This window comes from Vibrio sp. QJM3NY_21, from assembly GCF_057785975.1.
Genome location: NZ_CM173514.1, coordinates 590,964 through 617,646, shown reverse-complemented (window position 1 = coordinate 617,646; position 26,683 = coordinate 590,964). Strand labels below are relative to the sequence as shown.

Sequence of the window (26,683 nt, the reverse complement as noted above, 5' to 3'; positions counted from 1 at the left end):
ACCTCTTTGACAAGTAAAGGAAAAAAAATGTCATTAACCAAAATAGGCTATAGCTTCCTAGCGTTAGCAATAGCAACAGCGGTAGGATGCAAAAGCAGCTCGGACAGTAATGAAGTCCCACCAGGAGGGGGAAACCCAACCGTATCATTACCTGCAACAACGGAAGTAGGTAAAGATATCGATGTCGCTCTCGACATTACTTCTCCAGAATCACTCCAAGCCTTTGATTTGAACGTGACGATAGACTCGGCCTATGCCTCTATTTCCGTACTTCAGGGCGAACACATTCTTTTAGATCAAGTGGATATTCCAAGCTCTGGCGAACATTCTTTGCGTTTGATTACTCAATTAAGTGATAGCGCAGCTCAATCTGGCGATGCAACGCCATTCACCATAGCGGTTAGAACTGGCTCTGTGAGAGTTAACTCGATGACAGCAGCACCACTTGGCGACGTCACACTACCGCAATTTACAGACGCGTCAACAGAGGTCGGACTGGAAACCGAAGTGACATACAAATATGGTGGTCCATCAATTGGGGATATTGGTGGCAATGGCTATTATGATGCGATTCTCAATAACCATAACTACATTGCTCCTCAGGTAGTAACCAATTTCTCCGGCGCAACCGTCGATGTTGAACCTATCTTCCCTTACGCCCAAGACTACCATGGTACTGCATTGGGGGATTTCACCAACGATGGTAACCTCGACCTAATGCTGGCGATGGGTGGCGCAAACGGAACAAGCCCTTCGTCTTATATCTTGTTTAAACATGAAAACGGTAAGTTTGTTGAAGTAGAAAATAATGGGGGTATTAACACCCCCGCTCGCGGACGCTCTCCACGTTGGGTTGACCTCAACAATAATGGTTTATTGGATCTCGTTTTGGTTAACGCCACCACACCTAATTACGACGGTCCTGTTCAACTATTTTACCGCAATAATGGAGACGGCACTTTCGAACAAGTTCGTATTCCAAGTATCGAAATGACGCAATCTGAACGTGTCCTTGTTGTTGATTTTGATAATGATGGAATGCAGGACCTGCTATTATTTTCACCGCTCTCTTTATGGAAAAACAACGGCGATTTTACTTTCACTGACGTGTCTAAGGAACGTTTGCCGGAAAGCGCTCAAAGTCTAAGTCAGATTCAAGCCGCTGCAGAAGTTGATTTAAATAACGATGGGTTATTTGATATCTACTTGTCCCGTGGCCTTCCAGAATATCAAATGTCGCGAAAATCTTATGATTTCAATCCGAGCTCTGCAAAATTCGATGTACGTGATGATGGTGAAACAGGCACGACGCTCATTGACATATCAACCGAAGATGGCGCAACGTTGACTCTGAAAGATCTCGACCTCGTTTATCGCCAATATGATGATGGCTATCCGATTTACCTCGGCGAGTCGAAAGAGAAAAAATGGGTTTTCGCCACAGGCTTCCAAGACAGTCAACTCCATCCTGACATGAAAGATGCGCCACATTTTCTCGATGTCACACCAGAAGATGCAACGGGGTTTCCTGAGGTCCGCGACCAAAATGGTATTTACATTGGTAACATCGGGAACGGTAAATGGAAAGTGGAATGGGTAAGAACCCAAAATGTCTATTGGAACGTTTCCTTCTCACTTGAAAATGTCACCAGCGTTGAAACTGAGTGGCAACCGACTAACCGTAACGTCAGTGATATGCTGCTCATCAACCAAGGCGATAAGTTTGTTGATGCTACGCAAGAGTGGAATGTACCAGCCGGAGGGAACCACTGGGGGGTCACATTCGGCGATTTCAATAACAGTGGTTGGAATGATCTCTTTATTCATCGTTATGGTTTCTTAAAAGAGCGAATTTCCGATTTGTTACTGGTCAATAATGGTAAAGGGCAGTTCGAAACCACGACTATCCACGGCGCACACGATGTGACTGACCCAGGTCACGGCGATATGGGACAAGCGTTCGACTTTAACCGCAATGGTCAAATTGACTTACTTAACGGCAGTAATGAAGAAGGAAAATGGTACTTATACAAAAACACAACGGTCAATGAAGGTAACTACCTCAATGTTGACGTTGGTTACAGCCCGTTTGCAAACATTGATCCGTTGGGTGCCCGTATTGTTCTAGAAACTGCTTCTGGTACAACACCATCTCACCGTGTCGGTTCACGTGGCGAAGCCTTCTCTCAAGGCGTCATGAACTTAACACATTTTGGTCTTGGTACTAGTGAGCAAGTTGATAAGGCGACCATCACTTGGAGAAACGGCGAAACGGTAACCTTTATCGCTCCAGCCCTTAATGACACTCTCGACTCCGTCGATGGGTTAGCACCAGTTCCAACAGACATTACGTTAGAGCGTACAGAGAAGAAACTTCGTGTCAACGAAACCTATTCACTCGTTCCAGAATTTACACCGTTAAATGCAAAACCAGAAGTCACCTACTTTAGCGACAATACTTCAGTGGCAATCGTCGACAGCGCCGGCGTAATTACCGCACTCGCAGACGGAGAGGCCACCATTACGGTGACATCTGAAGCTGCAAACGGCGTGAGTGAAACCATTAGTATTTCAGTGGGTCAGTTTGATCCAATTTACGTCACCGACGTCACGCTAGAGCACGATGGTAGTCAACTGTATGTGGGTCAAAGCATTCAGCTCAGCACTACGTTAACCTCAGGTGACGCAACCGAAAAACCTGATGATGAATCTATCACTTGGACGTCGTCGAATTCGGCTGTGGCCACTGTTTCCGAGTTAGGCGAAGTATCTGGCACGGGTGTGGGTAGTGTTACGATTACCGCAACAGCGAATGGCAGTGAAAATCCAGGCGCAGTTCAAGACTCCATCACAATGGATGCTGAAAACTATGTCGCGATCGCCATTGCGTTAGACAACGATTGGAAATACAAAACGCGCGCAAACCCAATCAATAAGCCTATGGACGTCACATTTGACTATAACGCAGGGTCAAATAGTATCACACCTGACGGGGTTAAGATTTATCTACGCCGTCTTCAAAAACCAAACTGGTCACTTGTTTACGACTATGCAGGTAAAGGAACTGGCGTACAGTATGACATAGTACCTGAAACTATCGGCGGCCAAACAGGGACCGTTACTTACTCTCTAGATTTGCCGTCTTATCAGATCGATGGATTAGTACCGACGAAAGATCTTCCTAGCAATGACTTTTACTATTTATTCTTAGAATTTAGTAACGATAAAGGAGAGAGGAAAGACTGGGGAACTCAACCTGTTTGTATTACCCCTGCCGATGACGAAACGCCTTGTTAGTATACAGTAACGGATAACTGCACTCGTGCTATAAGCTATGAGCCCCTCCATTGAGGGGCTTTTTTCTGTTTCATCGCGGCTTTCCGGGGAAAGCCGCTTTTATCTTCAAGAAGAAGTAGTCTGTATCTCGATAACCATACCCCATTCGCTTGATTAGCTTTATCTTGTTGTTTATCCCTTCAAGAGTGCAGGTGTTTAACGGGTAACTGGCCGATGCGATAATACCGTGAAGGTAAGGACTCAGTTTCCGTGCGAACTCTTTCAATGGCTTGATTCCACCCTCTTGTACTTGCGCCCACCACGCCTCTCAGAGCCCCTTAGCATCTCTTTCTGACTCACAGCACCAAAGCTCTTTGAGTTGTGATCCAAGTATATAAGTGGTCATTAAGTCCTTATTGATATTCAATATTTCGGTAAGATAGCTATCTTGTCGTGTATTTAAATTGCCTCTATTTTTCAACAACACCCAGCGTGAGCGCTTGACCCATTGTCTCGCTTTTTTATCTTGCTTGAGTTTGTTTGCTTGGTCGACTCTGACTCTATCCATTACCTCACGGCCGAACTTAGCAACAACATGGAACAAGTCGTAAACGATTTTTTCGTTCGGACAGTGCACTTGAACTTCAAGGTCAAACGCCGTATTCATGTCCATTGCGCCCGCTTCGATATTATTGCCATGCTTGCCGAGTTGCTCGAAGAACGGCCGTATATCTTTACGGCTTCGGCCTAACCCTATCCAAATGACTTGGTGCGTCTTAGCGTCAGCGATGACTGTGGCATATCGAGGCCCTTTAACGATGGCGAACTCGTCCAAGACGAGTTGCCTTAGTTTCTCCCATTTGACTGGCGGCATAACTTGTCGAAGTTGGCGTTTATCTATCTCTTTAATGGTATACCAATGAACGTTCGTTAATTGGGAGATATGTTTAATGGGAAGAAGAGGTAGCAATTATTCTATATAGCTTTTTAGGCGCTTCGTGATACGAGCATAAGGCTCTAATCAAGATAAAGACTCTGTTTTTATGCCGCAGTCACGACACTTGATCCTTCGAGTTTGAACAGAGAGTTCAACAGGAACACCGAGCAACATAGCATCTTTTACATGACGCCATTGATATTCATGGATAGCCTCCGCCTCGAGACCGCAAAGGCATTTAGCCTGAGAGTCAGGTTTTAGAGTAAGGGTATGGTGAGACTTTACGACTTGAAAGCCTTCCTAGAATGAAGATAGGAAAGTATGATTCGGCATGAAAACGGTAGTTTGTGTATGATTTTTGTTTGGCGACTAAACCATATCACTTACTACCGTTTTTGTTTTTAGTTCCCGCTAATCCGCGATGAACCAAAAAAAGACCCGCTCTCAGCAGGTCTTTAATAACATCGTTTGTTTGCCATCAAGTATTCTCGATATCCAAATCAAGGGCAAAGAAAAAGTCATCAAGCTCTTCGTCAACACCTTCTGACGAAGCAATTTTTAACAACTCAACTTTACTATTTTCAATATGTTGCCAAACCGCTTGTTTCGCTTCTTCTGCCGAACGTTTTTGCAATGCCATCAGGATACGTTTATGGTCATTAATCCATTGGGTTTGTAGACGCTCTTCATGCAAATACTTATGGTTAAGCTCTCTCCATAACGGGTTTTTAATACGCACGGTATTCCACATTTCAGCGGCTTGACGAATAAGTACACGGTTTTGAGTTGACTCGGAAATCAAGTGGTGAAACTGTTCATCAAGTTGTTCAAACTTTTCACTATCTCCGTTGATCTCACTTTCTTGCTGGTTGAGTACTTTCTTTAATTCTCTCAATTCGTTAAATTTGATTTGAGTAGCAGCAAATCCAGCGATGCTGCTTTCAATAATCTGTCGAGCTTGTAAAAGCTCGAATGGGCCAATATCGCTTTTAGGAATAAAGGCACTGTTAGAAGCTTTTGCCGGAGAATCAATAAAATAAATTCCAGCGCCTTGCCTAACAATAACTAGACCTTTCAGCTCGAGCATAATAATGGCTTCGCGAATCGTCGCTCTGCTTGTTTCAAATCTATCACTTAACTCACGTTCAGAAGGTAAACGCTCACCAGCTTTAAAAACACCAGAGTGAAGCAATTCTTCTATTTGCAACCCGATATCATAGTACCGTCGTTTTGTATTATTTGATTCAATCATCATTGTTCCGAGGTTGTCAGGTTTATTTTGTTAACCTATTTTATCTGAATCTTACCAATTTCACCACTAGTTGCGTACTTTATCTATCGCATCACCATCACAAACCTACTCGAAGAGTCATTAAAACTAACGATTGATATACTATCCATGATTACTGCATACCCCCCCCTCATACCTGATACATAAAGGCATAAATACGTTAGCCAAATCAAACAAACATCAACCACTGTAAATATTTGGTTTACCAGTGTTGGTATTTACGTTATATTACTTTATATATTATTTGTATTCTCCGAGGATCTTTATGTCTACTCTATACAGCAACCTATACATCGATGGTCAATGGTTACCAGCTTCCGACTCAGAAACCATTGAGGTCATAAACCCTAGTAACGAAGAGATCGTGGGCTACGCACCAAAAGCCACACGAGAAGACGCACAGAAAGCGCTTGAGTCTAGTGAGAAAGCCGCTAAACCTTGGGCAAAACTTCCCGCTCAAACTCGCGCGCAATATGTTTCTAAACTAGCGGACAAGTTAGAAGAAAATACCGAGTCATTTGCCAAGCTATTGACAACAGAGCAAGGCAAAACATTGTCTGATGCCCGTGGCGAAGTGGCAGGTTCGGTTGGCTTTCTTCGTTATGCCGCAGAATCGGCTAGACGCATCGAAGGTGAAATCTTTACCAGCGAGAATCAAGACGAACAAATCTGGATTCAGCGCGTACCATTTGGCGTAACTGTTGGGTTACTCGCATGGAACTACCCACTCGCACTCGCGGCGAGAAAACTAGGTAATGCACTTGTCACCGGTAACACGATGGTTGTGATGCCGCCAGCGGATACGCCACTTGCCGTATTGGAGTTTTCTAAACTCATTGCAGAATGTGATTTTCCAAATGGTGTCGTCAATATCATTTCTGGTGAAGGCGGCGTCGTCGGTGATGAATTGGTTCGTAATCCAATCACAAAGCTTGTCACATTAACGGGGAGCTCGGAAGTAGGATCCATCTTATACCGCTCGGCATCAGAGAACATTACAGCACTTAATCTGGAACTTGGTGGTAAGGCTCCATTTATCGTTCTCGATGATGTTGACGTTGATCATGTTGTCGATATTGCTGTTAAGTCTGGGTTTGGTAATTGTGGACAAATTTGTACCTCAAACGAACGTATGTATATTCATGACGCCATTTACGATGAGTTTATGGCTAAATTTATTGCTAAAACTAAAGAACTCATTGTAGGAGACCCCCTCGAAAGCACCACCGACATTGGCCCTAAAGTCAACGCGAGAGAAATCGAAAACCTCACTCGTATGGTTAAGCGTGCTCAAGAACAAGGAGCGGTGATTGAGTTGGGAGGCGGTAAACCAGAAGGTGCTGCATTTGATAAAGGTTACTGGTTCGCACCCACTATTATCACCAATGTGACTAATAACATGGATATCATGAAGCAAGAAACCTTTGGCCCAATCGTATCAGCAATGCCTGTGAGCAGTTTCGAGCAAGCTCTAGAGTATGCTAATGATATCGACTTAGGTCTTTCAGGTTATGTTTACACGAACGATATGCGTAAAATCATGCAGGCCGTGAATGAACTTGAAGTGGGTGAAATCTATGTCAACCGCCCTAATGGCGAACTTTTTAATGGATTCCACACTGGCTTCAAACGCTCTGGTATTGGTGGAGAGGATGGTAAACACGGTTTAGAGGGTTATTTGCAGAAAAAAACTGTGTACGTCAATTATCAATAATTCGTTCATTATTTAGTAATAACTAACTTTAAAAAGAAAGCATCGCTATTCCGATGCTTTCTTAGAGTAACAACTAATGCAAACTTCATTTTCATCGAATAGATGATAATTATTACATGACAAATACAACGTTGTCTCTTCAAATTGATGTACTTCAGGGCAATGCACAATAACATCGTTTTTACCCACAAATTACCCAAATACACCCGATTTCTAACAGGCATACCTAGGCCTATGTTGTTCATGGCTTTGACGCTCGCAAATGCTTCACCAACTTAAGCGTTGTAATTTCTCAAACTTAATTGGCCATTAGTTAACCCTTTGTATCGAGATATTGCTGTTTCAGATATTGAGCGGTCATGTTAACCAGAGCCTGCTTGCCATTGGACTAAAGCACCATCTTTTAAAGCTTGTACTGCTTCATTTCTTGCATGTCCACCTTCCCAATACCCTGCATTTTTACAGGGCGGTATTAATGGAGTTATCTCTGTTCATTGCAACACCTTATGACACTCTTTCGTATCATACGCTCCATCACCTGAAACTGCGTGAAACTTCCTTCGAGGCGGGTTGAGTAGTGTTGGTCGTACTTCACTATCCCCTACATTGACTAGGTTTACCTCAGCGCTGATAACTTCATGTGTATCTACATCAACAGCAAAGTGGATTTTTCGCCACGTTCTTCGCTTTTCATAGCCGAGTTTTCTGACTTTCCATTCACCTTCACCGAACACTTTGAGGCCCTTAGAATCAATAGCTATAATTTCTATACTCGTCCGTACTCTCATAAGAGCTCAGATCGTAGTTATATCCCGTCACCCGACTGTGTATTCGTTGCGCTTTCAAAACAAATCGTCTTAGGCATGACATGGCAGCCGGGGGCGGTCAAATAATCTCGGTCTTCCACTATAAGCCACCTCCGAGCTGGTTTTTCTATCAAAGCCCATAATTGGTTGATAAAAAAACAAAAAAAAGCCCAACAGATCGACCAATCGTGATCAATCATACAGATTTTGGGTTACCTTTAGTTGATTATTGGTTTATCTTTTTTTTGTCGTAGGTAACACCCAATGAACCATCACACTAAAAATGCCATCCGATACGCGCTGATTGTAGCGCTGGGTGGATTCGTCTTTGGCCTTGATGCCGCAATCATATCAGGAACCATTCGCTATATTAGTTTGGAGTTTGGTTTGTCTGATTTGCAGATCGGCACAGTGGTAGGTGCACCAAGCCTTGGTGCGATCATTGCTCTATTTTTCGCGGGTAAAATAGCCGACGCGTGGGGGAGGAAAAAAACCCTCATACTTATTGCAGGCTTGTATGTCTTTTCCGCAATAGGTTCCGCATTATCAACCAATTATGAGGTTTTAGTCGCCGCGCGATTTATTGGCGGCCTTGCCTTTAGTTCTCTCTCTTTAGCCTCCATGTACATTGGTGAGGTTGCACCTTCACGACTACGAGGGAAGTTAGTGTCATGTAACCAATTTAACATTGTCGTTGGTTTATCCATGGCTTACTTCATTAACTACTACCTAGTCATCAATGTCTCTGAGAACATCTACTTTCTCTCATCAGAAGGTATCTGGAGAACTATGCTTGCGTCAGAACTTGTTCCCGCAATCCTTTGGTTTGGACTATTGTTTACCGTCCCAGAATCTCCTCGCTGGTTAATCACTAGAGGGAAAGTTAAGGAAGCAAAAGAAGTACTTAGCAAACTGTACACGCCCGATGAACTGATGGGTACCGTGAAAGAAATCAACGCAACCATGCTAGAAGACAAACAACCCGCCTTTGGTCATCAACTAAAAAGCCTTATTACGCCGAAGTATCGGACCGCATTGATTATTGGTGTAACGATCGCCATTGTACAAGGCATCACGGGAATGAATGCTATCTTATTCTATGCGCCTACGGTTTTTGAACAAGTTGGATTTGGCGGTAATGTAGCCTTTCAGCAAGCAATCTATATAGGCTTAACGAGCGTCATATTTACCATCATTGCGATAATTTTTATCGACAAATTAGGACGCCGCCCATTACTACTACTTGGTCTAACTTGCGCAGTTCTTAGTCATCTTACATGTTGGTATGGCTTCAATAGTGCTAAGTTTGAGCTAACCAACACTAACATTGAACAACTGTCAGAAACCATCGATGTTGCCCCTCTCACATCACTGAAAGGAATCGTCTTTAACAGTGATGTTGAATTTAAAGATACTTTGTCAGAGGTCTACTCTTCGATTGAATTGGTACAATATGAAGCGAGCATTATTGAAAAAGCGATCACCGTTAACTCCTATTTAATCTTATTTGGAATTCTTGGTTTCATCGCTGCGTTCCATATCTCAATTGGACCTATTATGTGGGTTCTTTTCTCTGAGATATTTCCTAATTCAGTCCGAAGCGCAGCCATACCCGTCTCCGCTATCGTCACTAGCATTGCCAGTTACCTGATTCAACAATTCTTCCCATGGCAGTTAGCCAATTTAGGGGCCGCTAATACATTCTTCATGTATGCCATATTCAGTGGCATAGGTTTGCTACTCATCGCCAAACTGTTACCGGAAACTAAAGACAAATCCATAGAGCAAATTGAAGTATTATTGTCAGCCAATTCAAAAACTCAAAGGGAACTCCAACAAAATTAAATATATTAGTATGTTAAAGCTGTTTCGTTAGGTTCAGCTTTACTTTATCTGCACAAACCGTCGGGTAGTTCACAATAATGACGATAACATCCGCTCCCATTGGATTGCCAGTTGAACATAATTGGTTGATCACAAAGGTCATTGGTTGAAATGTATATACTAATACAAAGTAAAAGACATATATTAAAGGGATTAGAAATAATGAAACGTACTTTTTTGCTAACAACAATTGCAGCGATGCTTGCCGGTTGCGGTGGAGGTTCAAGCGATGGCCCGACTGAGCCTGACGGACAAAATGGTGTGACGCCTCCTCAACCGGGACCTGATAGTTCAACGACAATTACAAATGTTTCTAGACTTGGTTATGCGTCTATTACCCAAGACCCATCGGACGTCCATAACCTTGATGTGCCTGCCTATGCTGGCACAGACCAAATATGGCAAGAACAAACCGATATGTCTGATGATTTCCAATACCAATTTGATGCCACATCAGAACGCAAAGATTTCGGAGATGGACGATGGTACAACTTTTATCATTCTAGTTGGGATGGTCCAGGCGCAACGTATTGGCAGCATGACCACGTTACGGTCAAAAATGGTAAAGCCGAGTTTCATGTCTCTCGAAGTGATAGAACCGATAAACAAGATAAACCTGGTGTAAATGCCGCGTGTATTTCTTCAAACCAACAAGTGCAATTTCCTGTCTTTGTTGAAGCAAGTGTCAGTATGTCCGATATTTCTCTGGCTGCTGCAGTGTGGTTACTAAGCCCGGATGATACTCAAGAAATTGATATTCTGGAATCGTACGCAGGCAGCGGAAACGGCAATACTTATTTTTCAAAGTTCATCCATCTGAGCCACCATTCTTTCATCCGACAACCTTTCACCGATTATCAACCTCGTGATAAAAATAGTTGGTGGAAAGGTTCAAATGATGATCATCATATGGGCGGCCATGAAAGTTGGGGAGAATTTACCTGGAACAATGGTGACCGTCAGTACATACAAATTGGTGTGAATTGGGTCAACCCCTATCATTTTGAGTACTACATTAATGGTGAGTTAGTTCGAGTACTTTATAACAATGCATTTGCGACGAAAATGTACTCAGGGAGTGCTCCAACGTGGTATTACACTTATCCAAAAGTGGATCGCAATAATGACTTAATGAATGATAATACCGGTTATCAAGCGGTCGAGGTTTACAAACAAAATAGTAATGACTTTAATTTTGATTACCTAAAACAAGCCAGTGAGCACTCTCCAGCGTCAGTCATTGACCCTTATAATTATCAACAGGGCAAAGGTTTCCACAAACCAATGGACATCATTATAAATAATGAGCTCCAAAGTTGGTGGGAGCACAATCCAACGGATAATGAATTGGCCGATACTTCTGGTAAAAACGTTATGCTTGTCGATTGGGTCCGTGTCTTCAAACCCGTTGCTCAGTAACACCGAATTATCCACTTTGCCAAAGCTTGAGACTCAAAACAAGCTTTGGCATTTTTTGTTTATGATTTGATATCACGGATACAATCTCAATGAAAAAGAACACCTTTATTATTACATCGATCGCTATTGCTTTAGCCGGTTGTGCATCAACAAACAGCAAACCGGCATTAACAGGCTATGAACGTGTCATTTCGGCCCAACCAGGTCCAAACAGTACCACCGAGCTGACTTCTGCGTCGAAAAACGGCTATAAGGCCATTGGACTTGATCCAACCTCTGGTGACTACTTATTACTCGATGTTCCTGCAGCAGCTGGCGATCAGCAGCAATGGCAAGCACAAACTCATATCTCAGATGACTTCAAGTACACATTCGAGCGAACCTCCGAGCATGCTGATTTTGGTGACGGTAAATGGTATAACTTTTACCACAACGCTTGGGATGGTCCTGGTGCCACCTACTGGAAACACGATCACATTGGTGTCCAAGACGGCAATCTTGAATTCCACCTATCACGTAACCCAAGTACAGAAAAACAAGGCAAGCCGGGAGTGAATGCTGGATGTATCACATCGAATACTCAGGTGGAGTATCCTGTCTTTGTGGAAGCAAGTGTGAGTCTTGCTGATATTTCACTCGCAACAGCAGTATGGTTACTGAGCCCTGATGACACGCAAGAGATTGATATTCTTGAAGCGTATCCAGGAAAAGACAACAACAATGGTCATTTCTCACAATATATCCATCTTAGTCATCACTCATTCATTCGTGACCCGTTTACAGATTACCAGCCTCGAGACACAAACAGTTGGTGGTTAGGCGATCGTGAAGGTCACGCGAGCTGGGGGGATTACACGTGGAACAATGGCGATCGTCAATACATACAGATTGGCGTTAACTGGGTGAACCCTTTCCACTTTGAATACTATATTAACGGCGAACTCGTTCGTGTTGTCTACAATAATGCCTTTGCCACGAAAATGTTTAATCGTGGTGAGTGGACGTGGGCTTACAGCTACCCAAAAGTGAACGGCAACAAGAAGTTGTCTGAAGATGGTAAAGGTTATCAAGCGGTTGATATCTACAAAAAAGAACAAGGCGAATTTAACTTTGCTTATCTAAAACAAGCAAGTGAGCGCTCACCAACTTCGGTAATTGATCCATACAATTATCAAGATGGTAAGGGATTTAATAAACCAATGGATATTATTATTAATAATGAACTGCAAAGTTGGTGGACATCAAACCCGACGGACAAAGAGCTTAGTGATACGACTGGCCGAAATAAAATGCTAGTCGATTGGATCCGCGTCTTTAAGCCTGTCAAAAAATAGTCAAGACGTCCTATCTGCAGGTGTCTCACCCGTCACTTGCAGATAGGATGCACGAAATGCAATAGGCGTCACTCCACCTTGTAATGTTTTAAATTGCCGATGAAAAAACGACATATTCTGGTAACCACATTGATCGGCAATTTGTTCTACAGTCAGTCGAGTCGATATCAATAAACTGCACGCCTGACTTATTCGGTATTCATTAAGAAACTGAGTAAACGTCTTTCCAAAGGTTCGCGCAAAGAATTTACTAAAAGACACGGGGGTCATATTAGTTAATGTGGCCATATTGTCCGCCGATATTTTTCCCACGTAATGCTGGCTGACATAATCCAAGATAGCAATGATTCTTTTATCCGCCGCCATAGAGGGGGTAACTATTGTCCCCTGTCCCAATGGCATGACCTTGGTTTGCATACTCAAGTCATGCAATAAATCAATAAATCCTAACATTCGTTTAAATGGACTTTTCAACTGTAAATCAATGATACGCATGCCAAAGGCATCAGAATGATGGAAAGATAACCCAACGTTACACCCTTCAAACATGGTTTTAATACTCGTGAACTCCGGCTTTTCGAGCCAATTATCACCCAAAAAACGATTATCCCATTGGACAAATATCGACTTCACTCCGCTTTGTGTCCCAACATTACTTTTCCAACAATGAGGAACGTTTGGTGCAATCAACGCGAGTTCGTTGGCAACGAAATGGCGAACAGTATTGCCTGTATAAGCCGAACCTGTCCCCTCAATAATATAATTAAGTTCCCATTGCGGATGGTAATGCCAAGGGAAGGTAAAGCTGGTCTTTTCGTAACGATTAAAATACAGAGACTGTTGCTCCGTATTGGGCACATGCTCAAGTATCGGTCTCATTGTATCCCTCATAAAACATGCTCAAGCTCTTATTTTCCAATATTTATACCATAAAAACACAATTATAGGAAAAATAGTACACAAACAATCTAATTGAGTATTTAACTTATCTCATAAATTTCTCGTAATCTGATACCAACAACTCACATTCTTATGATGGAGCAATCAAATGACATTTGATGTTTTGGTTTCAGGTCTCAATGTTGTTGATCTGCTTATGACGCTGCCTGAGCAATACAACCACGGTAGCAAACACAAAGTAGACAATATTATCATTCAAGGAGGAGCACCCGCTGGCAATGGTGCGTGTGGTATGGCAACGCTTGGATTAAGTACCGCATTTCTAGGCTATCTCGGTAACAACGCACAAAGCAGTATCGCTCGTAATGAACTAAATCGATGGAATGTTGATACCAGTTTAATGCTCAGTGAACCTAATATGGTACCCGCGACAGCGTTGGTGCAAGTCGATGTCACATCCGGTGAAAGGACCGTTTTCTATACCACCCAAGGTTATCGCGCTCTTTCGGCGGCAGATATCCAGCCTGCATGGCTGGATAACACAAAACTGCTGTATGTCGATGGCTATGACGTCGAAGGTAATATCGCCTTGCTCGAACTCGCCAAAGAAAAAGGTATCCCTTCTATTATTGATATGGAAATCGGTAACCTCAGCCAACTTAACACCATGCTGAAACTAGGCAGTCACGTTATTTTGCCGCTTGAAGCTGCGCAATTTATCTCCAATGAGGACGATCCCGAAACTTGCCTCAATACTATCAGTCAACAATGTAGTGCACAGCTAGTAATTACTGACGGGGCAAATGGTAGCTGGGCACTACAAAAGGGGGAAATCATCCACCAACCGTGTTTTGAGGTAGCCGTTGTGGATACCACAGGCTGTGGAGACGCCTATCATGCCGCTTATGCCTACAGCCTAATTCAAGGTGACACCTTGGCCGAAAGAATGATTTTTGCGTCGGCGTTTGCCGCTATCGTTGCCACCTATTTTGGTGGAAGAACGCATTTCCCATCGCCTTCAGAAGTTAAATCCTTTATCCAAAATTATCAATAACAGGTGAACCTAATGACGACTAATTTTCCGCTTCGTGCCGGACTACTTGAACAAGAAATGAAATCCCTTATTGCACCTAAAGCCAACTACAGCAATGTACCTGTTGGATTCATTGGCATTGGTTTCGAGCTGCATTTTGATTGGGCAAAAGCCAAACAGTCTTATAAACAAGCGGTGTCTGATGTCACGGGAGTATTTTCCCAGTATAACTCTATGCTTGCCGAAGAAGAGCCAATTCAAACTAAGGAACAGATGCTAGCACTGTTAGAAGGTTACTATGCTCAAGGTATGAAGGCACTTATCGTCTATCAAGCTTCATACATACAAGGCGATTTGGCTCTCGCATTAGCACTTTGGTTAGCTGACCATAATGTGCCTATATTGAGTTGGTCCCATACAGAAACCACAGGCGGAAGTTTGACTGCAAACCGCTTGTGCGGACAAAATTTTTTGCTGAATAATCTTTCATCAATGGAGATTCAATATTCTTGGATATTTGAAGAACCTGGTGCAGACAGCCTGAACGAATCATTAGGTCGCTTTATTCGCACCACATCCGCAAAAGCACGTCTAAAACACGCCAAATTGCTGATGGTGGGTGGAATGCGTGTTCCCGGATTCTATGATTGTGAGCTCAACGAAATGTCGATTGCCAAACATTTTGGTTTGGCGGTGGAACGCATTGATATGCATACCATTTGGCTACATGGCGAAGCCAAATACAACGATGACATATTGAACCCATTAGTCGATAAGCTGGTGAATTCGCCCAAAGTGTATAAGTGCGATGTAAAGCGCGATGAATTGAAGAAGTCGGTTCGACTGGCTCTGGCTATAGCCGACTATGCAAACAAAGAAGGTTACATCGGTGTGGCTTTGAAAAACTGGCCAGAGCTGTTTGATAACTACGGTATATCAGGTGATGGCGCAGGCTCATTGGTACAAGACCTTGGACTCCCTGTTGCCGATGAATCGGACATGGGTGCTTTACTTACCATGACCATATTAAATGAAATTACGGTAGGCGAAGGCTTACCGACACTCATGGATTTTTCATTCGTCAATCATAGTGAAAATAAAATTGGCATGTGGCACTGCGGCGGTACATCAACCAAGTTGATGCGAAACGGGTGTCAGCTTGAAATACGAAATCACAGCATACTGGACAATTACGATCCAGAAACTTCTTACGGCATGTTGTTCGAATTTTTACAAGAAACAGGCCCTGTTACCATCGCTAAATATCAATACCCTCATGCATCAACCATTTTCTCATTTGAAGGAAATCTCGTTGAATCACCAATGCGCTATAGAGGTTGCTATGGCGAGGTTGTCCCAACAGAACTTAACTCTAAATCTGTCGCCAGCTCCATCATGAATCACGGTATGGACCATCACTGGGTTGTTGCTCGAGGTCACCTTCTTGAAGACCTACGTGAATTTAACTATTGGGCTGGTATCAATGAATTGCCTGCAACAGCGGCCCAAACGACGGGTCGCGGTCTACCAAAGAAACTTGATTTTTAACGTTACAAAACACTCTGGAATTGAATTATGTCTACAAACTTAACTACGTTACTAAACCAGTACCGTGCAGAACAACGCTGTCTTGCTGGCTTTAATATTAATGATATTTATGATCTTCATGCTGTTGCATTAGCGGCGAATGAGCTAGACCTCCCCTTTATGGCAATGACGTACCCACCTGTTGCTGAGCTGAATGGTACGTACTTATGTCGAAAAATGGTGGATGGTTTTGAACGTATAGCCAATCAAAAAATTTACTTACACCTCGATCATAGCACCTCTGTTGATCTATGTAAGCAAGCAATCGACGATGGTTACGACTCTGTCATGATTGACGGTTCTCATCATGACCTTAAAACCAACATCAAAATGACACGAGAAGTCGTCGATTACGCACGCAGTGCTGGTGTCTCGGTAGAAGCTGAAATTGGCAAAATTATGGGGCGAGATGTCATCATAAAAAGTGAAGATGATTACCTTGCATCAGTTGCAGACGTCGTGGCGTTATGTGAAGAGGCTGGTCCAGATATCGTTGCCATTGGCATCGGTACCGCTCATGGCTTTACACCAACAACGCCAAAAATTCATTTTGACCGCTTACAACAAATTGCCAATGCAGTCTCTAATCCTCTGGTACTGCACGGTGGAACCGGGATCGCCGATGAAGATATTCAAAGAGCAATCACCATGGGGATTGCCAAAATTAACATTGGCACAATTGTCCATACTACCTACATGCGAGAAGCTCACGCAAAAATAACCAAAGATGTCGCTTCTGCTTATCCACCAGTCATCATGAAAGAGGTTATTCCTCAGGTTCAAGCTGTCGTCTTAGACCGTCTAAAGGCGGTGAATTCCATTCTATAAACATTGTTATCTCGTTCGTTAAACATTGTTATTCAGTTCCATAATACCGCCCTTAGTTCATTGCTGTAATAGTTCACTGCTGTAATTCACCGCTTTAACTAAGGGTCCCAATGTCTAAATTCAGCCAACTCGACACGAATTAGGTGCTCGAGCGGGTAATCGTACTTTTTAAAATTTCATAAGGAAAATAACATTATGTATATTCCAGAAAAGGCCAAGGTTGCTGTCCTTAAGGACATCAAAACCATTCAATTTATTGAGCATCCTCTTCCGAACATCATGGACGATGAAATCCTGATTCGTATCGAAGGGTGTGGCGTTTGTGGTACTGATGTCCACGAATACCGCAATGACCCATTTGGCATTATGCCGATAGTCCTTGGTCATGAAGGTACTGGCGAAATTGTTAAATTAGGCCGTAATATTGCATCAGATACCATAGGAAACCCAGTCGCACTTGGCAGCAAAGTTATTACTAGCATCATCCCATGCGGCGAGTGTGAGCCTTGTGTAAACACCCCTGGCAGAACCAACCTTTGTGAAAACATGGGTTGCTATGGTCTGATGGGCGACCAACCTGAAAACCAATTTAATGGTTGGTTTGGCGAATACCTCGTCCTAAAACCAGGGTCGACCTTCTTTAATGTGTCAGATTTCAGCCTGAAAGAGCGCATTCTTATTGAACCGATTGCGGTCGCAGTCCACGCGATAGAGCGCGCGAAAACCACACAATTAATCAACTTTGCTTCTACCGTTCTTATTCAGGGAGCGGGTCCTATTGGACTATCTGTTATCGCAGTTCTTAGAACACTTGGAGTGCAGAAGATCATTGCAATAGATGGCCAGGAATCTCGCCTGCAATTGGCAAAGGCGCTAGGGGCAACAGAGACGATCAACTTTATGGACTTTGATGGTACAGCTGGCATCGTTGAACAAGTTAAATCACTGACCAACGGCCGAGGTGCGAGCTTTGCGTTCCAATGTACCGGGGTGCCTGCTGCTGCCTCTACCGCACTTAAATTAATAGCGCGTGGTGGCGGTGTATGTGAGGTTGGCTTCTTTGTTAATAATGGCGAAGCAACCATGAATCCTCATTTAGATATCTGTAACAAAGAGATCACCTTAGTCGGCTCGTGGGCATACAGTCCAGAAGATTACCCAAATGCGATAGAGTGTATGAAGGGCATTAAGCGTATTGGCCTTCCCATTGAAAAACTCGTCACTCACGAGTTTCCATTAGATGAGCTCACCGAGGCAATCGAAACCAATATTCGCATGGAAGGTATAAAGGTGATCACGATTAATTAATTGAATCCCCCTACACAACCCGCTTTTTGACACAAAAAAGTGGGTGAACTGACCAAAATAATATAAAGAGAGCTTAATATGATAGTTCCAATTACCTTTGTCCTACTGACCTCCATGGTTGCCATTGGCTCATGGTTAAAAGTTAAAAAAACACAGAAAAAGAGGATGCAAACTCATACTTCTTAGCCGGAAGAGGCTTGAGTGGCATAATTATCGCCTCCTCACTCATCCTTACCAACCTTTCTACCGAGCAACTCGTCGGATTAAATGCTCAAGCCTATACGGCAAACATGACCCCTATGGCGTGGGAGGTATGCGCGGCTTTAACCTTAGTTTTGGTTGCCCTTTACTTATTGCCTCGCTACCTAAGTGGTGGGTTTAGCACTATTCCAGATTTTATCGAAGACCGATATGGGAAAAGCACAATGTATTTGTGTACTTTTTTATTTTTGTTTGGCTATATTTTTAATCTCCTTCCTCCCATTCTATACACTGGCTCTGTTGCATTAAGTGGGATATTTAATGTCCCAGAAGCATTTGATATCTCCTACTGGGGCAGTTTATGGGTGATGGTTTTTGCCTTGGGTTTTATCGGTGTCTCTTACGCCGTATTCGGTGGTCTGAAAGCCATTACTTATGCAGATACATTTAATGGTGTCGGACTACTGATTGGCGGGGTCATTCTCATCCCTTTCTTCGGCTTAACCGCACTTGGGCACGGTAGTGCTTTCGACGGTTTCCAAGTATTGATGACCGAACATCCAGAGAAGTTAAATGCGATTGGTGGCGCTGATGACCCCGTGCCGATCTCAACCTTTTTCACCGGTATGATTATCCTTAACCTGTTCTACTGGGGAACCAACCAATCAATCATTCAACGTGCTCTAGGCGCTAAAAATTTAGCCGAAGGGCAGAAAGGAGTACTTTGGGCTGGATTGGTTAAGCTTGCAGGTCCATTTTATCTTCTATTACCTGGGGTGATAGCTTTTGCATTGTTTGGTGATTCACTACCGTCTGGAGAGGCTGCGTACCCAGCCTTGGTTCGCGAAGTGCTACCCGCACCGATGCTTGGATTTTTTGCAGCGGTATTATTTGGTGCCGTACTGAGTTCCTTTAATAACGTACTTCATAGTACATCGACTCTGTTTACGCTAAATGTCTATAAACCACTTATTAATCCAGAGGCGAGTGATACTAAATTAGTTAAGGTTGGGCGTAAATTTAGTGGCATCATCGGCTTCGGCTCCATATTTGTGGCACCCTTTATTTATTATGCTCCACAGGGGTTTTTCCAATATTTTCAGACAATTAATAGCTTTTACATGGCACCGATGTGTACCATTATCGTCGTCGGATTTATCACTCGCCGAGTTCCAGCGATTGCAGCAAACATTGGTGTTGCGTTCTTTATGGTTAGTTATGCTTTATCAATGTTTGTGTTCAAATTTGATATTCACTTCTTGCATTTGACAGGCGTATTATTTGTTACCACTACCATTTTGATGCTAATTATTGGTTCGCTTTATCCGAGAACTTCTGATTATCAACCTAAAGTCGCCAATGTTGTGGCATTAGAGCACTGGAAGATGGCTAAACCAATGGCCGCCGTTATCTGTATTGGTGTGGTGATGCTGTATATCATATTTTCTCCACTGGGCATTGCCAAATAACATAATCCATTAATCAGTTCAGGCCTAAATAACACGCAAGATAAGATAGGCAAAAACAATCATTAAAACCCGACCTTGGTATCAAGGTCGGGTTTTAATATCAGGCTCCATTTTCTACTACGCTAATGTCTAGTTACCTCCCTTTTAACCCCGTGAACTTTAATCAGCAACAAAATTGAGTGGATAAATTTCATGGCTGTGCATAGTGCCATCACTGGCTGTAAATGTTGCTCGAAGTGAATAAAAGTGCCCCTCTGGCAATGTATTGGTTGGAGCAACACCTTCAAGAGGGATAGTGAAACTAAAACTACCTGACTCAGTATCAATCGCCTCAGCCTTAACTAAAACAATGTCACGTTGAGGCAACCATTTACGTTGAAAATGACGTAGCCAAATTCGCAAACCACCTTCATCAGCCGAGATGACTTTGTTCTCCGTACCGGCATGATAATCGACCTTCACCGTCATCGTATCTTTCATCACGATGGGTTGCTGAGCGTACGTATCGTGACCTAAAATGCTAACAAAACCCTCGATATTAGGCTCCACTGTTAGCTTGATCGTACTTTTGATGGTGTTGTTCACCTCAGATTGAGCCGTAATCACCACCTCACCCGTGCTCAAAGCACTGACAAGACCATGAGACGTAACGGTCGCAATACGGTCATCACTACTTGACCAAGTCAATGTTGCATCATCAGGTTGAGCCGGATTAACAGCAACATTAAGCGATACCGTTTCACCGACAATAAACGAGGTCTCTTTGTCGGAGAGCACAATAGATTCTATCGGGTTAGGGTACCAATCCACCAATTCGAACGCGCGTGTCGTTGCTAGATTAGTCACCTTGCTTTTGGCTGTAATCGTCGCGGATTGACCAGCTTGCCCAACGGCAGAAACCACGCCTGACTGATTGACCGTTAACACTTTATTATTACTAGTTGACCATACTACTGAGGCATCAGAGTTCAACGGATGCGAAATGAGCCCAAGCGCCACCCCTGTATTCTCTCGAATGTGTTCAAACTCCGATTCAATCGTTAACGACTCAGGATCCAGTTTATCCGTATAGAACTGTTGATTAACCGATTTGTCTTTAAATTCTACCGACTCACCATTCCTCCACGTCACCACAATGGATTCGATTTCTTCAGCATCACCCAAGCCAAAATGGACAATATTCAACAAACTTTGCGAAAAAATTTCCCCCGCAGACCCCACTCGTTTGCGCCACTTTCCATCCGCCGTTTTTACAGTGACCGTCGCGCCGATCGAGTCGATATTGTCTTGCGGTGAATAACCAACTCTAACCAAAGCATAATTACCGATACCTTCTGTTTGGTTGCTGTATAGATACCACTCACCAAATTCACTGCCACTTAAAATATCGGTTCGACCATTCATATCAAAATCAAATGCTTGTCCCATATCCCCATAGCCTGGTCCGCCGACATCAGACGCTCCATGCATGGTTACCGCCTCAAATCGACCATTATTGTTGAGCAACATAAGATCAGAAATACGATGGTTAACATTGCCCCAACGATAAACAAGAAGGTCTTGCCTACCGTTGTTATTAAAATCACCCGTTGTCACCCCTTGTGCATTACCGCCACGAGGTATCTGCCACTCTTCCGATACATCCACAAATTTGTCACCATCATTTCGAATCAAGAAATCTCTGAGATTCCGATTTTCTGGCGTAAATTCTAAGTCGTAAGATGTTACCCCGGTAAGATTAAATTTGTATGCCCAGAATATATCCCCTTTGCGCACTAACGCCGCCTTCCATTGCCCGTTCCCTATGTGTCCAAAATAGACGCCACTCTTATTGATGTCATCCGGCCAACCTTGTGCATCTTCAGCAGAAAATTCAAATTCCCCACCGGAAGGTACTGCTGTGGCGTGCTTGTCTTTGCCTAAAAATATCGGATAGTCTTTATGACGAAACCCGTTTTGACCTAGGAAATAGTAGTTATCCAGTTTCAATGTACCATCAGCGGTAAACTGCCACTGATCTTTACCAAAGTACGGCCGTGGTTTAATAGAAAACTGTTTGGTTTCTGGATCAAAATCAACGGAAGGCGCTTCGCCACGACCGTGTTCAAACTCATTACCACGAGCAAAATACAAATCCGTTCTACCGTTGTTATCAATGTCTAAATCAACCACGGCTGAAATTTGTTTTGCATCACGAAGCGCTTGAGGAAACTGCGATGTAATATTAGTAAAGGTAAAGTCACCATTTCCTAGCCACACAGACATCGCATCACGGTGTCCGTAAAGAATGATGTCATCAATACCATCATTATTAAGGTCGGTAATTAATGCCCGCTCTGGCGTTTCATTTTCAATCCCATCAACCGAGCGCAATTCAAACTTCCCCTCCCCCACATTTTCATAAAAATGATGTTGTGGCGTCTCTTTATACAACCCTCTTTCATTAATCATGACAAAATCAAGCTTGCCGTCTTTATTAAAGTCTCCCCATTTAGATCCTCGACCTCGAGCACCTCGCTCGATGCCAATATCGCCTGTATAGAGTACAAATTCACCATCATTATTATGGTAAAAATTGTTCCTCGATGGGTTTCTACCGTTACCACCACCTTGCGCTAAAATCAGGTCTAGATCACCATCATTATCGTAATCTGCGAATGACGTGCCATGTAAATCATGCATATACCAACGAGAAAGGTCTTTATGGTGTTTTGTTACGGTACCGTCTCCATTATTCCAATAAAGCTTACTGCTTTCCTCATTATGATTATTAACAACAAAGTCGTAATATCCATTATTATTAATATCAGCAACTGACGGTCCGCCATACTTTAGAGAATTAATTTTATCAAGACCCGCCTTTACCGAAATATCTTCATAATGAGGGATAATTAAATCTTCTACGGATTCTAACGTTAAACTATGAATAACCAATGAAGAGGTTAGCGATTTTACTTTTAACGCTACCTGACCTAAATCAGAAAACTTCACCAATACAGATAAGGTTTGTTTTCCTTTTGATGGCACATTCATATTATCGACAATTAACTGTTCACCAGCATAAACATTAAGTGTCGCATACTCTCCCTGATTATCGAGCTCTAAAACAAGTCGTTTAACTGAACTATCTATTGTTTCGTTGAACACGACTGGAGACACTGGCTTGACAATAAACGGGGTATTATTTGCTGATGATGTTACTGGCAACGTGCAAAAAAAACCGAATAGAGATAGGGTTAACACACTCTTCTTGTATCCTTTCATCACTCTTCCCTAATGTTTATACACACTATATCTATATGTTACCTATCCTATATTAATAAGCGCCATGAGCTTATATTGACATACGACACTATAATATAATCGATGACATATCCGTAATAATTAAAATAAAAATAGCCACACGCCAATATTCAATCAAATGGGAAACACTATATCCTTGACAGTTAACAGCATAAATAAAATTTAGACACAACTAACTTCAGATCTAATTTGTTAATAAAGTAGCATAATAAAAATACATTCTATCTATTAATAGATAGAATGTACACACAAGGTATTACATCAAAAAATTAATTAAATATACGTTTCGCTAAATATCTTATCTAATATTGATCGTTGGTCAGCAGTACCATTAATCGTCGCTAGACCTTCAGATTTGACCCACTGCCAAGTAAACCGTCCCTGTGCCAATCCCCATAATATATCCATTTCGGTTATCAGCATCGGCACTTTACGCTCAGGACTGTATTCAAGCAATGTCGATTTACTCGTCATATTAATGGTCGACATATGCCCATCAATAGGCTGTCGAAAATCGAACACAGTAGATTCATGAGGCATTTGATTTAATGAATTTAAAAATAAGTACATTGCCATACTATCATTACTTGGTTCTTCAATTTTCCCTTGAGTGCGTCCGACTTTAATGTAATAACTGACAGTATAAGACAATTCTTCGGTTAGATTGTCTGTCGCAAGATCATGAAATGCACAGGCAAACAACGACGGAGAAAACATCGTATTCAGTAATAAAAAGGTGATCACTTTTCTAGTCCATGTCATGAACGCTCTCCGAGTAAAGGGCTAATAGATGAAATCAGCCCTTTTAGTTACCTTACACGCCCTTTATTTTTGATAGCGGCGCTTATACATTTGGCTATGCAGTCTTTGCGCAGCTTCTACCATTGGCTCATACGGAACATCCGCGGTAGACACAAAACCAACATTGTAGTTCTCGCCGTCAAATGAACGTCCAGCAATCGGAGAATCGATATATTGGAACCAATGCGCCCCAACAAAGTAAGGGTTATCAATCACGGTGTGCATATAATCCTCATACATCTCACTGCGTTCTTGCTGATTTGCCGCACATACTAACCCAGGATGATAAAAACCCACATCTTTTGACCCAATATGGTATTCACCAATGATACTTGGCATATCAATCTCTGGTAGGAATTTCCATGGTTCAGGGTGCAACCCTTCTTTGTAATAGTTGTAGCTAATAACATCACAGTGTTTTGCCGCTGCACGCACCACATCCGGTGTCATTCCCCAATCAGCAAATCGCACGCCAAGATACAAATGATTCGGCAATTGTGCTTTTAGTTCTTCATTCACGACACGGAAATATTCCGAAGCGAAAACTTCAAGCAACATACCATAATCTTCGAGCTGCGCTTCATTGTGCTCTAACTCTTTCACACCTGAAGCCAATATATCCCAAGAGGCAATACTCGTATCCCAACGTGTGTTTAATGCCTCAATTATGCGATACTTTGCTTTAAGTGTATCGACGAATACCTCTTTGGTTGGGCAGTCTGTGGCGTCACGACCCAAGGTATGAATCGCAATACCATGGTGCCCCTCGATGGTGCCCATTCGGCCCCAACTTTTCTCGTTATCAATAAAAATACCAACACACCATGGCGTCCCTTTGATCTCTTCACGTACTTGCGTTACCGTCGCGCGAGCGCGCTCTCTAAAGACCGGATCGAATGGATCAGGAAGGGCTGACCAGAAATCATCACCACTACTGACCGTTTTAAAGTCACCAATAATCCAACCATTCGCAAAAAAGGGTATTTTCTCATTGCGGTAAAATTCTGGATTAGTCCAATTGCCCAATGACGTAAAACCCCAATTCAGCATTCTGTCGACCGTAACTTCACGCCATTTTTCCAAATAGTCCTGCCCATACTTGCGTTGTAAATTCGCCGCATAAAAACTGAACGTTTCACCACGTTCAACAGGCCCTTCAAACAACTCACGCATGTAAGCATAATGCTCACCAAGGGGTTCTTCATAACTTGGCAGCCACTGAAATATATCACGACGGGCTTTATTCGCTATATAAGCGCTTTCTTTGGCTGCAAACGGAACAGTGACTTTTTCTTTCGAATCTTCTGGTGTGACGTCATCAGATGCACGAGACTCCACTTTGTTATGGTCATAATCCACACCAGTAATGGTGTAGGCATTCGCCAAACGAATGATATCAATCCCTGTCGCAAAATATGGATAACCTTCAGGATCAACTAACGACCATTTACCATCAATCTTCTCTGTTCTAAAGAATCCCGTCGCTTCCAAACGTTGACCATCGATAAATCCACCAAACCTACCTCGGTCTGGCATCGCGCCTTCTTTCAGCTGTTGCAATTCTCGAGCGGTACGAGCATGCAAATCGTCGTCAGACGTTACTTTCTCAGAATAAGATGCATCGCGGTTTTGCCCATACTGATCGATCACTCCCTCAAGAAACGCGGGGTTTGGATCTGGATTTAACATCAAACGGAAGTTGTCAAAAATAATATCGTGGTCAATCAAAGTACCGTGGATGCTTAATTCAATTTTGACGATACTCGTCAAATCCACATTCATCAGCCCCCACATCCATGTTGCATACGTAAATGGCGTTTCAAAAGACGCCGGATTTGAACGCAAACCAGAGTCAAAGTTCGTTTTTCCCTTAAGAAACTCACCTTTTAGCTCAATTAAGTAAGTGTCACTTGTTTGAGAAGGAATCGTCACACAACGACTGTGCATTTGCCCTTTATGATCAAATAAATTGATAAAAAGCTGTGTTGAACGTTGACCGACATTGGTTGCATCAAATGCAAAGCTAAACGCAGGCAACAAACTCCAATCCCATACTTCGCCATCGTTTGGCTGAAGGCAAACTGACGTATGAAAGTTCTCTTTACTGTGAGTATGGATTTTTAACGCATGCTCACCTGCGGTAATGCCATCACCGCTCGATACAATTTTTGCCTCGATATTTTCAAACGAGAATTGGCTTGGGATTGTTGCTTCTGCGAAGTCAAATAGTGAAATTGACGTATCATGTTCAGAAAACGTAACGGCGTCTTTTGCTAACACTGACATATTGATAGTTACCTCAAACTGGCAGCATCAAAACAAGTACGCTGCACTCAATAAATTTGTCAACCAATCTAACTCAACATAACAAACCAATCCTTGATCGGTATCGCAAAAGTCATTTTATTTCTAAATTAGTAGCAAAGGTCATATTTTATATGACATGAAAGCTATTTAATGTTGAATAAAAAACGCTAAATGTGGCATTTATATGGGCGAGCTCAAATATCCATCTCTATATTGATGATTTTAGGTCACGGTAATCACAGTTTTACTGGCTAAATAGGTTTACCTATAGATCTTTTGGTTGAA

Annotated in this window: 15 protein-coding genes and 2 pseudogenes; 10 read left to right on the top strand and 7 right to left on the bottom strand. The window is 42.7% G+C overall.

Translation table 11 applies throughout. The annotated features are described in order from the left end of the window. The first annotated feature begins 27 nt into the window (after nucleotides 1–27). Nucleotides 28–3,297 (top strand): FG-GAP-like repeat-containing protein, encoded by a 3,270-nt coding sequence (locus tag AC3CID_RS18410; protein ID WP_488527867.1) that lies wholly within the window; start codon nucleotides 28–30, stop codon nucleotides 3,295–3,297. Nucleotides 3,298–3,367: 70 nt separating this feature from the next. On the opposite strand, the pseudogene AC3CID_RS18405 reads toward AC3CID_RS18410, so the two are convergent. Both AC3CID_RS18405 and AC3CID_RS18400 read right to left on the bottom strand, forming a co-directional pair. Further along, nucleotides 3,368–4,546, bottom strand: a pseudogene (locus AC3CID_RS18405) (ISL3 family transposase). Nucleotides 4,547–4,691: 145 nt separating this feature from the next. Continuing rightward, nucleotides 4,692–5,465: an FCD domain-containing protein gene (locus tag AC3CID_RS18400; protein WP_428785628.1), complete on the bottom strand. Its 774-nt coding sequence runs from the start codon at nucleotides 5,463–5,465 to the stop codon at nucleotides 4,692–4,694. Between the two features lie 304 nt (nucleotides 5,466–5,769). On the opposite strand from AC3CID_RS18400, the gene aldA reads away from it, so the two are divergent. Beyond that, nucleotides 5,770–7,218 carry an aldehyde dehydrogenase gene (gene aldA / locus AC3CID_RS18395; RefSeq protein WP_474356637.1) on the top strand — a complete coding sequence of 483 codons (1,449 nt, stop codon included), beginning with the start codon at nucleotides 5,770–5,772 and terminating at the stop codon, nucleotides 7,216–7,218. A 209-nt stretch (nucleotides 7,219–7,427) separates the two neighbouring features. Here the strand turns inward: aldA and AC3CID_RS18390 are convergent. Continuing rightward, nucleotides 7,428–7,979, bottom strand: a pseudogene (locus AC3CID_RS18390) (IS5 family transposase); the annotation flags it as partial. Between the two features lie 309 nt (nucleotides 7,980–8,288). Between AC3CID_RS18390 and AC3CID_RS18385 the strand changes: the two are divergent. The 3 genes from AC3CID_RS18385 to AC3CID_RS18375 all read left to right on the top strand — a co-directional run bounded on the left by AC3CID_RS18385 (nucleotide 8,289) and on the right by AC3CID_RS18375 (nucleotide 12,661). After that, the gene (locus AC3CID_RS18385) at nucleotides 8,289–9,869 is read left to right on the top strand and encodes a sugar porter family MFS transporter (protein ID WP_488527866.1); all 1,581 of its coding nucleotides are present in this window, start codon (nucleotides 8,289–8,291) and stop codon (nucleotides 9,867–9,869) included. Nucleotides 9,870–10,070: 201 nt separating this feature from the next. Beyond that, nucleotides 10,071–11,327 (top strand): LamG domain-containing protein, encoded by a 1,257-nt coding sequence (locus AC3CID_RS18380; RefSeq protein ID WP_488527865.1) that lies wholly within the window; start codon nucleotides 10,071–10,073, stop codon nucleotides 11,325–11,327. Between the two features lie 89 nt (nucleotides 11,328–11,416). Next, a complete protein-coding gene (locus tag AC3CID_RS18375; protein ID WP_474356640.1) occupies nucleotides 11,417–12,661 on the top strand; it encodes a LamG domain-containing protein in 1,245 nt (414 codons plus the stop codon). Here the strand turns inward: AC3CID_RS18375 and AC3CID_RS18370 are convergent, their stop codons facing one another. Beyond that, nucleotides 12,662–13,540 carry an AraC family transcriptional regulator gene (locus tag AC3CID_RS18370; RefSeq protein ID WP_488527864.1) on the bottom strand — a complete coding sequence of 293 codons (879 nt, stop codon included), beginning with the start codon at nucleotides 13,538–13,540 and terminating at the stop codon, nucleotides 12,662–12,664. Between the two features lie 169 nt (nucleotides 13,541–13,709). Between AC3CID_RS18370 and AC3CID_RS18365 the strand changes: the two genes are divergently transcribed. The 5 genes from AC3CID_RS18365 to AC3CID_RS18345 all read left to right on the top strand — a co-directional run bounded on the left by AC3CID_RS18365 (nucleotide 13,710) and on the right by AC3CID_RS18345 (nucleotide 19,987). Beyond that, complete coding sequence (locus AC3CID_RS18365; protein ID WP_488527863.1) at nucleotides 13,710–14,615, top strand: carbohydrate kinase family protein; 906 nt, start codon at nucleotides 13,710–13,712, stop codon at nucleotides 14,613–14,615. A 12-nt stretch (nucleotides 14,616–14,627) separates the two neighbouring features. Beyond that, nucleotides 14,628–16,142, top strand: coding sequence for an L-fucose/L-arabinose isomerase family protein (locus tag AC3CID_RS18360; RefSeq protein WP_488527862.1), 1,515 nt, complete (start codon nucleotides 14,628–14,630; stop codon nucleotides 16,140–16,142). Nucleotides 16,143–16,169: 27 nt separating this feature from the next. Continuing rightward, a complete protein-coding gene (locus AC3CID_RS18355; RefSeq protein ID WP_488527861.1) occupies nucleotides 16,170–17,009 on the top strand; it encodes a class II fructose-bisphosphate aldolase in 840 nt (279 codons plus the stop codon). Nucleotides 17,010–17,204: 195 nt separating this feature from the next. Next, nucleotides 17,205–18,317: a zinc-dependent alcohol dehydrogenase gene (locus tag AC3CID_RS18350; RefSeq protein WP_488527860.1), complete on the top strand. Its 1,113-nt coding sequence runs from the start codon at nucleotides 17,205–17,207 to the stop codon at nucleotides 18,315–18,317. A 197-nt stretch (nucleotides 18,318–18,514) separates the two neighbouring features. Continuing rightward, a complete protein-coding gene (locus AC3CID_RS18345; protein ID WP_488527859.1) occupies nucleotides 18,515–19,987 on the top strand; it encodes a solute:sodium symporter family transporter in 1,473 nt (490 codons plus the stop codon). Nucleotides 19,988–20,146: 159 nt separating this feature from the next. Here the strand turns inward: AC3CID_RS18345 and AC3CID_RS18340 are convergent, their stop codons facing one another. The 3 genes from AC3CID_RS18340 to AC3CID_RS18330 all read right to left on the bottom strand — a co-directional run bounded on the left by AC3CID_RS18340 (nucleotide 20,147) and on the right by AC3CID_RS18330 (nucleotide 26,377). Beyond that, nucleotides 20,147–23,251: an FG-GAP-like repeat-containing protein gene (locus tag AC3CID_RS18340; RefSeq protein ID WP_488527858.1), complete on the bottom strand. Its 3,105-nt coding sequence runs from the start codon at nucleotides 23,249–23,251 to the stop codon at nucleotides 20,147–20,149. Between the two features lie 312 nt (nucleotides 23,252–23,563). After that, nucleotides 23,564–24,052, bottom strand: coding sequence for a hypothetical protein (locus tag AC3CID_RS18335; RefSeq protein WP_488527857.1), 489 nt, complete (start codon nucleotides 24,050–24,052; stop codon nucleotides 23,564–23,566). Between the two features lie 63 nt (nucleotides 24,053–24,115). Continuing rightward, a complete protein-coding gene (locus tag AC3CID_RS18330) occupies nucleotides 24,116–26,377 on the bottom strand; it encodes an agarase (protein WP_488527856.1) in 2,262 nt (753 codons plus the stop codon). Nucleotides 26,378–26,683: the final 306 nt, after the last annotated feature.

Excerpts from the sequence above, each read along its gene's own strand:
- AC3CID_RS18330 (WP_488527856.1), bottom strand. The coding sequence starts at position 26,377 with ATGTCAGTGTTAGCAAAAGACGCCGTTACGTTTTCTGAACATGATACG.
- AC3CID_RS18360 (WP_488527862.1), top strand. The coding sequence starts at position 14,628 with ATGACGACTAATTTTCCGCTTCGTGCCGGACTACTTGAACAAGAAATG.
- AC3CID_RS18365 (WP_488527863.1), top strand. The coding sequence starts at position 13,710 with ATGACATTTGATGTTTTGGTTTCAGGTCTCAATGTTGTTGATCTGCTT.
- AC3CID_RS18385 (WP_488527866.1), top strand. The coding sequence starts at position 8,289 with ATGAACCATCACACTAAAAATGCCATCCGATACGCGCTGATTGTAGCG.
- AC3CID_RS18370 (WP_488527864.1), bottom strand. The coding sequence starts at position 13,540 with ATGAGACCGATACTTGAGCATGTGCCCAATACGGAGCAACAGTCTCTG.
- AC3CID_RS18335 (WP_488527857.1), bottom strand. The coding sequence starts at position 24,052 with ATGACATGGACTAGAAAAGTGATCACCTTTTTATTACTGAATACGATG.
- AC3CID_RS18375 (WP_474356640.1), top strand. The coding sequence starts at position 11,417 with ATGAAAAAGAACACCTTTATTATTACATCGATCGCTATTGCTTTAGCC.
- AC3CID_RS18400 (WP_428785628.1), bottom strand. The coding sequence starts at position 5,465 with ATGATTGAATCAAATAATACAAAACGACGGTACTATGATATCGGGTTG.
- aldA (WP_474356637.1), top strand. The coding sequence starts at position 5,770 with ATGTCTACTCTATACAGCAACCTATACATCGATGGTCAATGGTTACCA.
- AC3CID_RS18355 (WP_488527861.1), top strand. The coding sequence starts at position 16,170 with ATGTCTACAAACTTAACTACGTTACTAAACCAGTACCGTGCAGAACAA.
- AC3CID_RS18380 (WP_488527865.1), top strand. The coding sequence starts at position 10,071 with ATGAAACGTACTTTTTTGCTAACAACAATTGCAGCGATGCTTGCCGGT.
- AC3CID_RS18340 (WP_488527858.1), bottom strand. The coding sequence starts at position 23,251 with ATGAAAGGATACAAGAAGAGTGTGTTAACCCTATCTCTATTCGGTTTT.
- AC3CID_RS18410 (WP_488527867.1), top strand. The coding sequence starts at position 28 with ATGTCATTAACCAAAATAGGCTATAGCTTCCTAGCGTTAGCAATAGCA.
- AC3CID_RS18350 (WP_488527860.1), top strand. The coding sequence starts at position 17,205 with ATGTATATTCCAGAAAAGGCCAAGGTTGCTGTCCTTAAGGACATCAAA.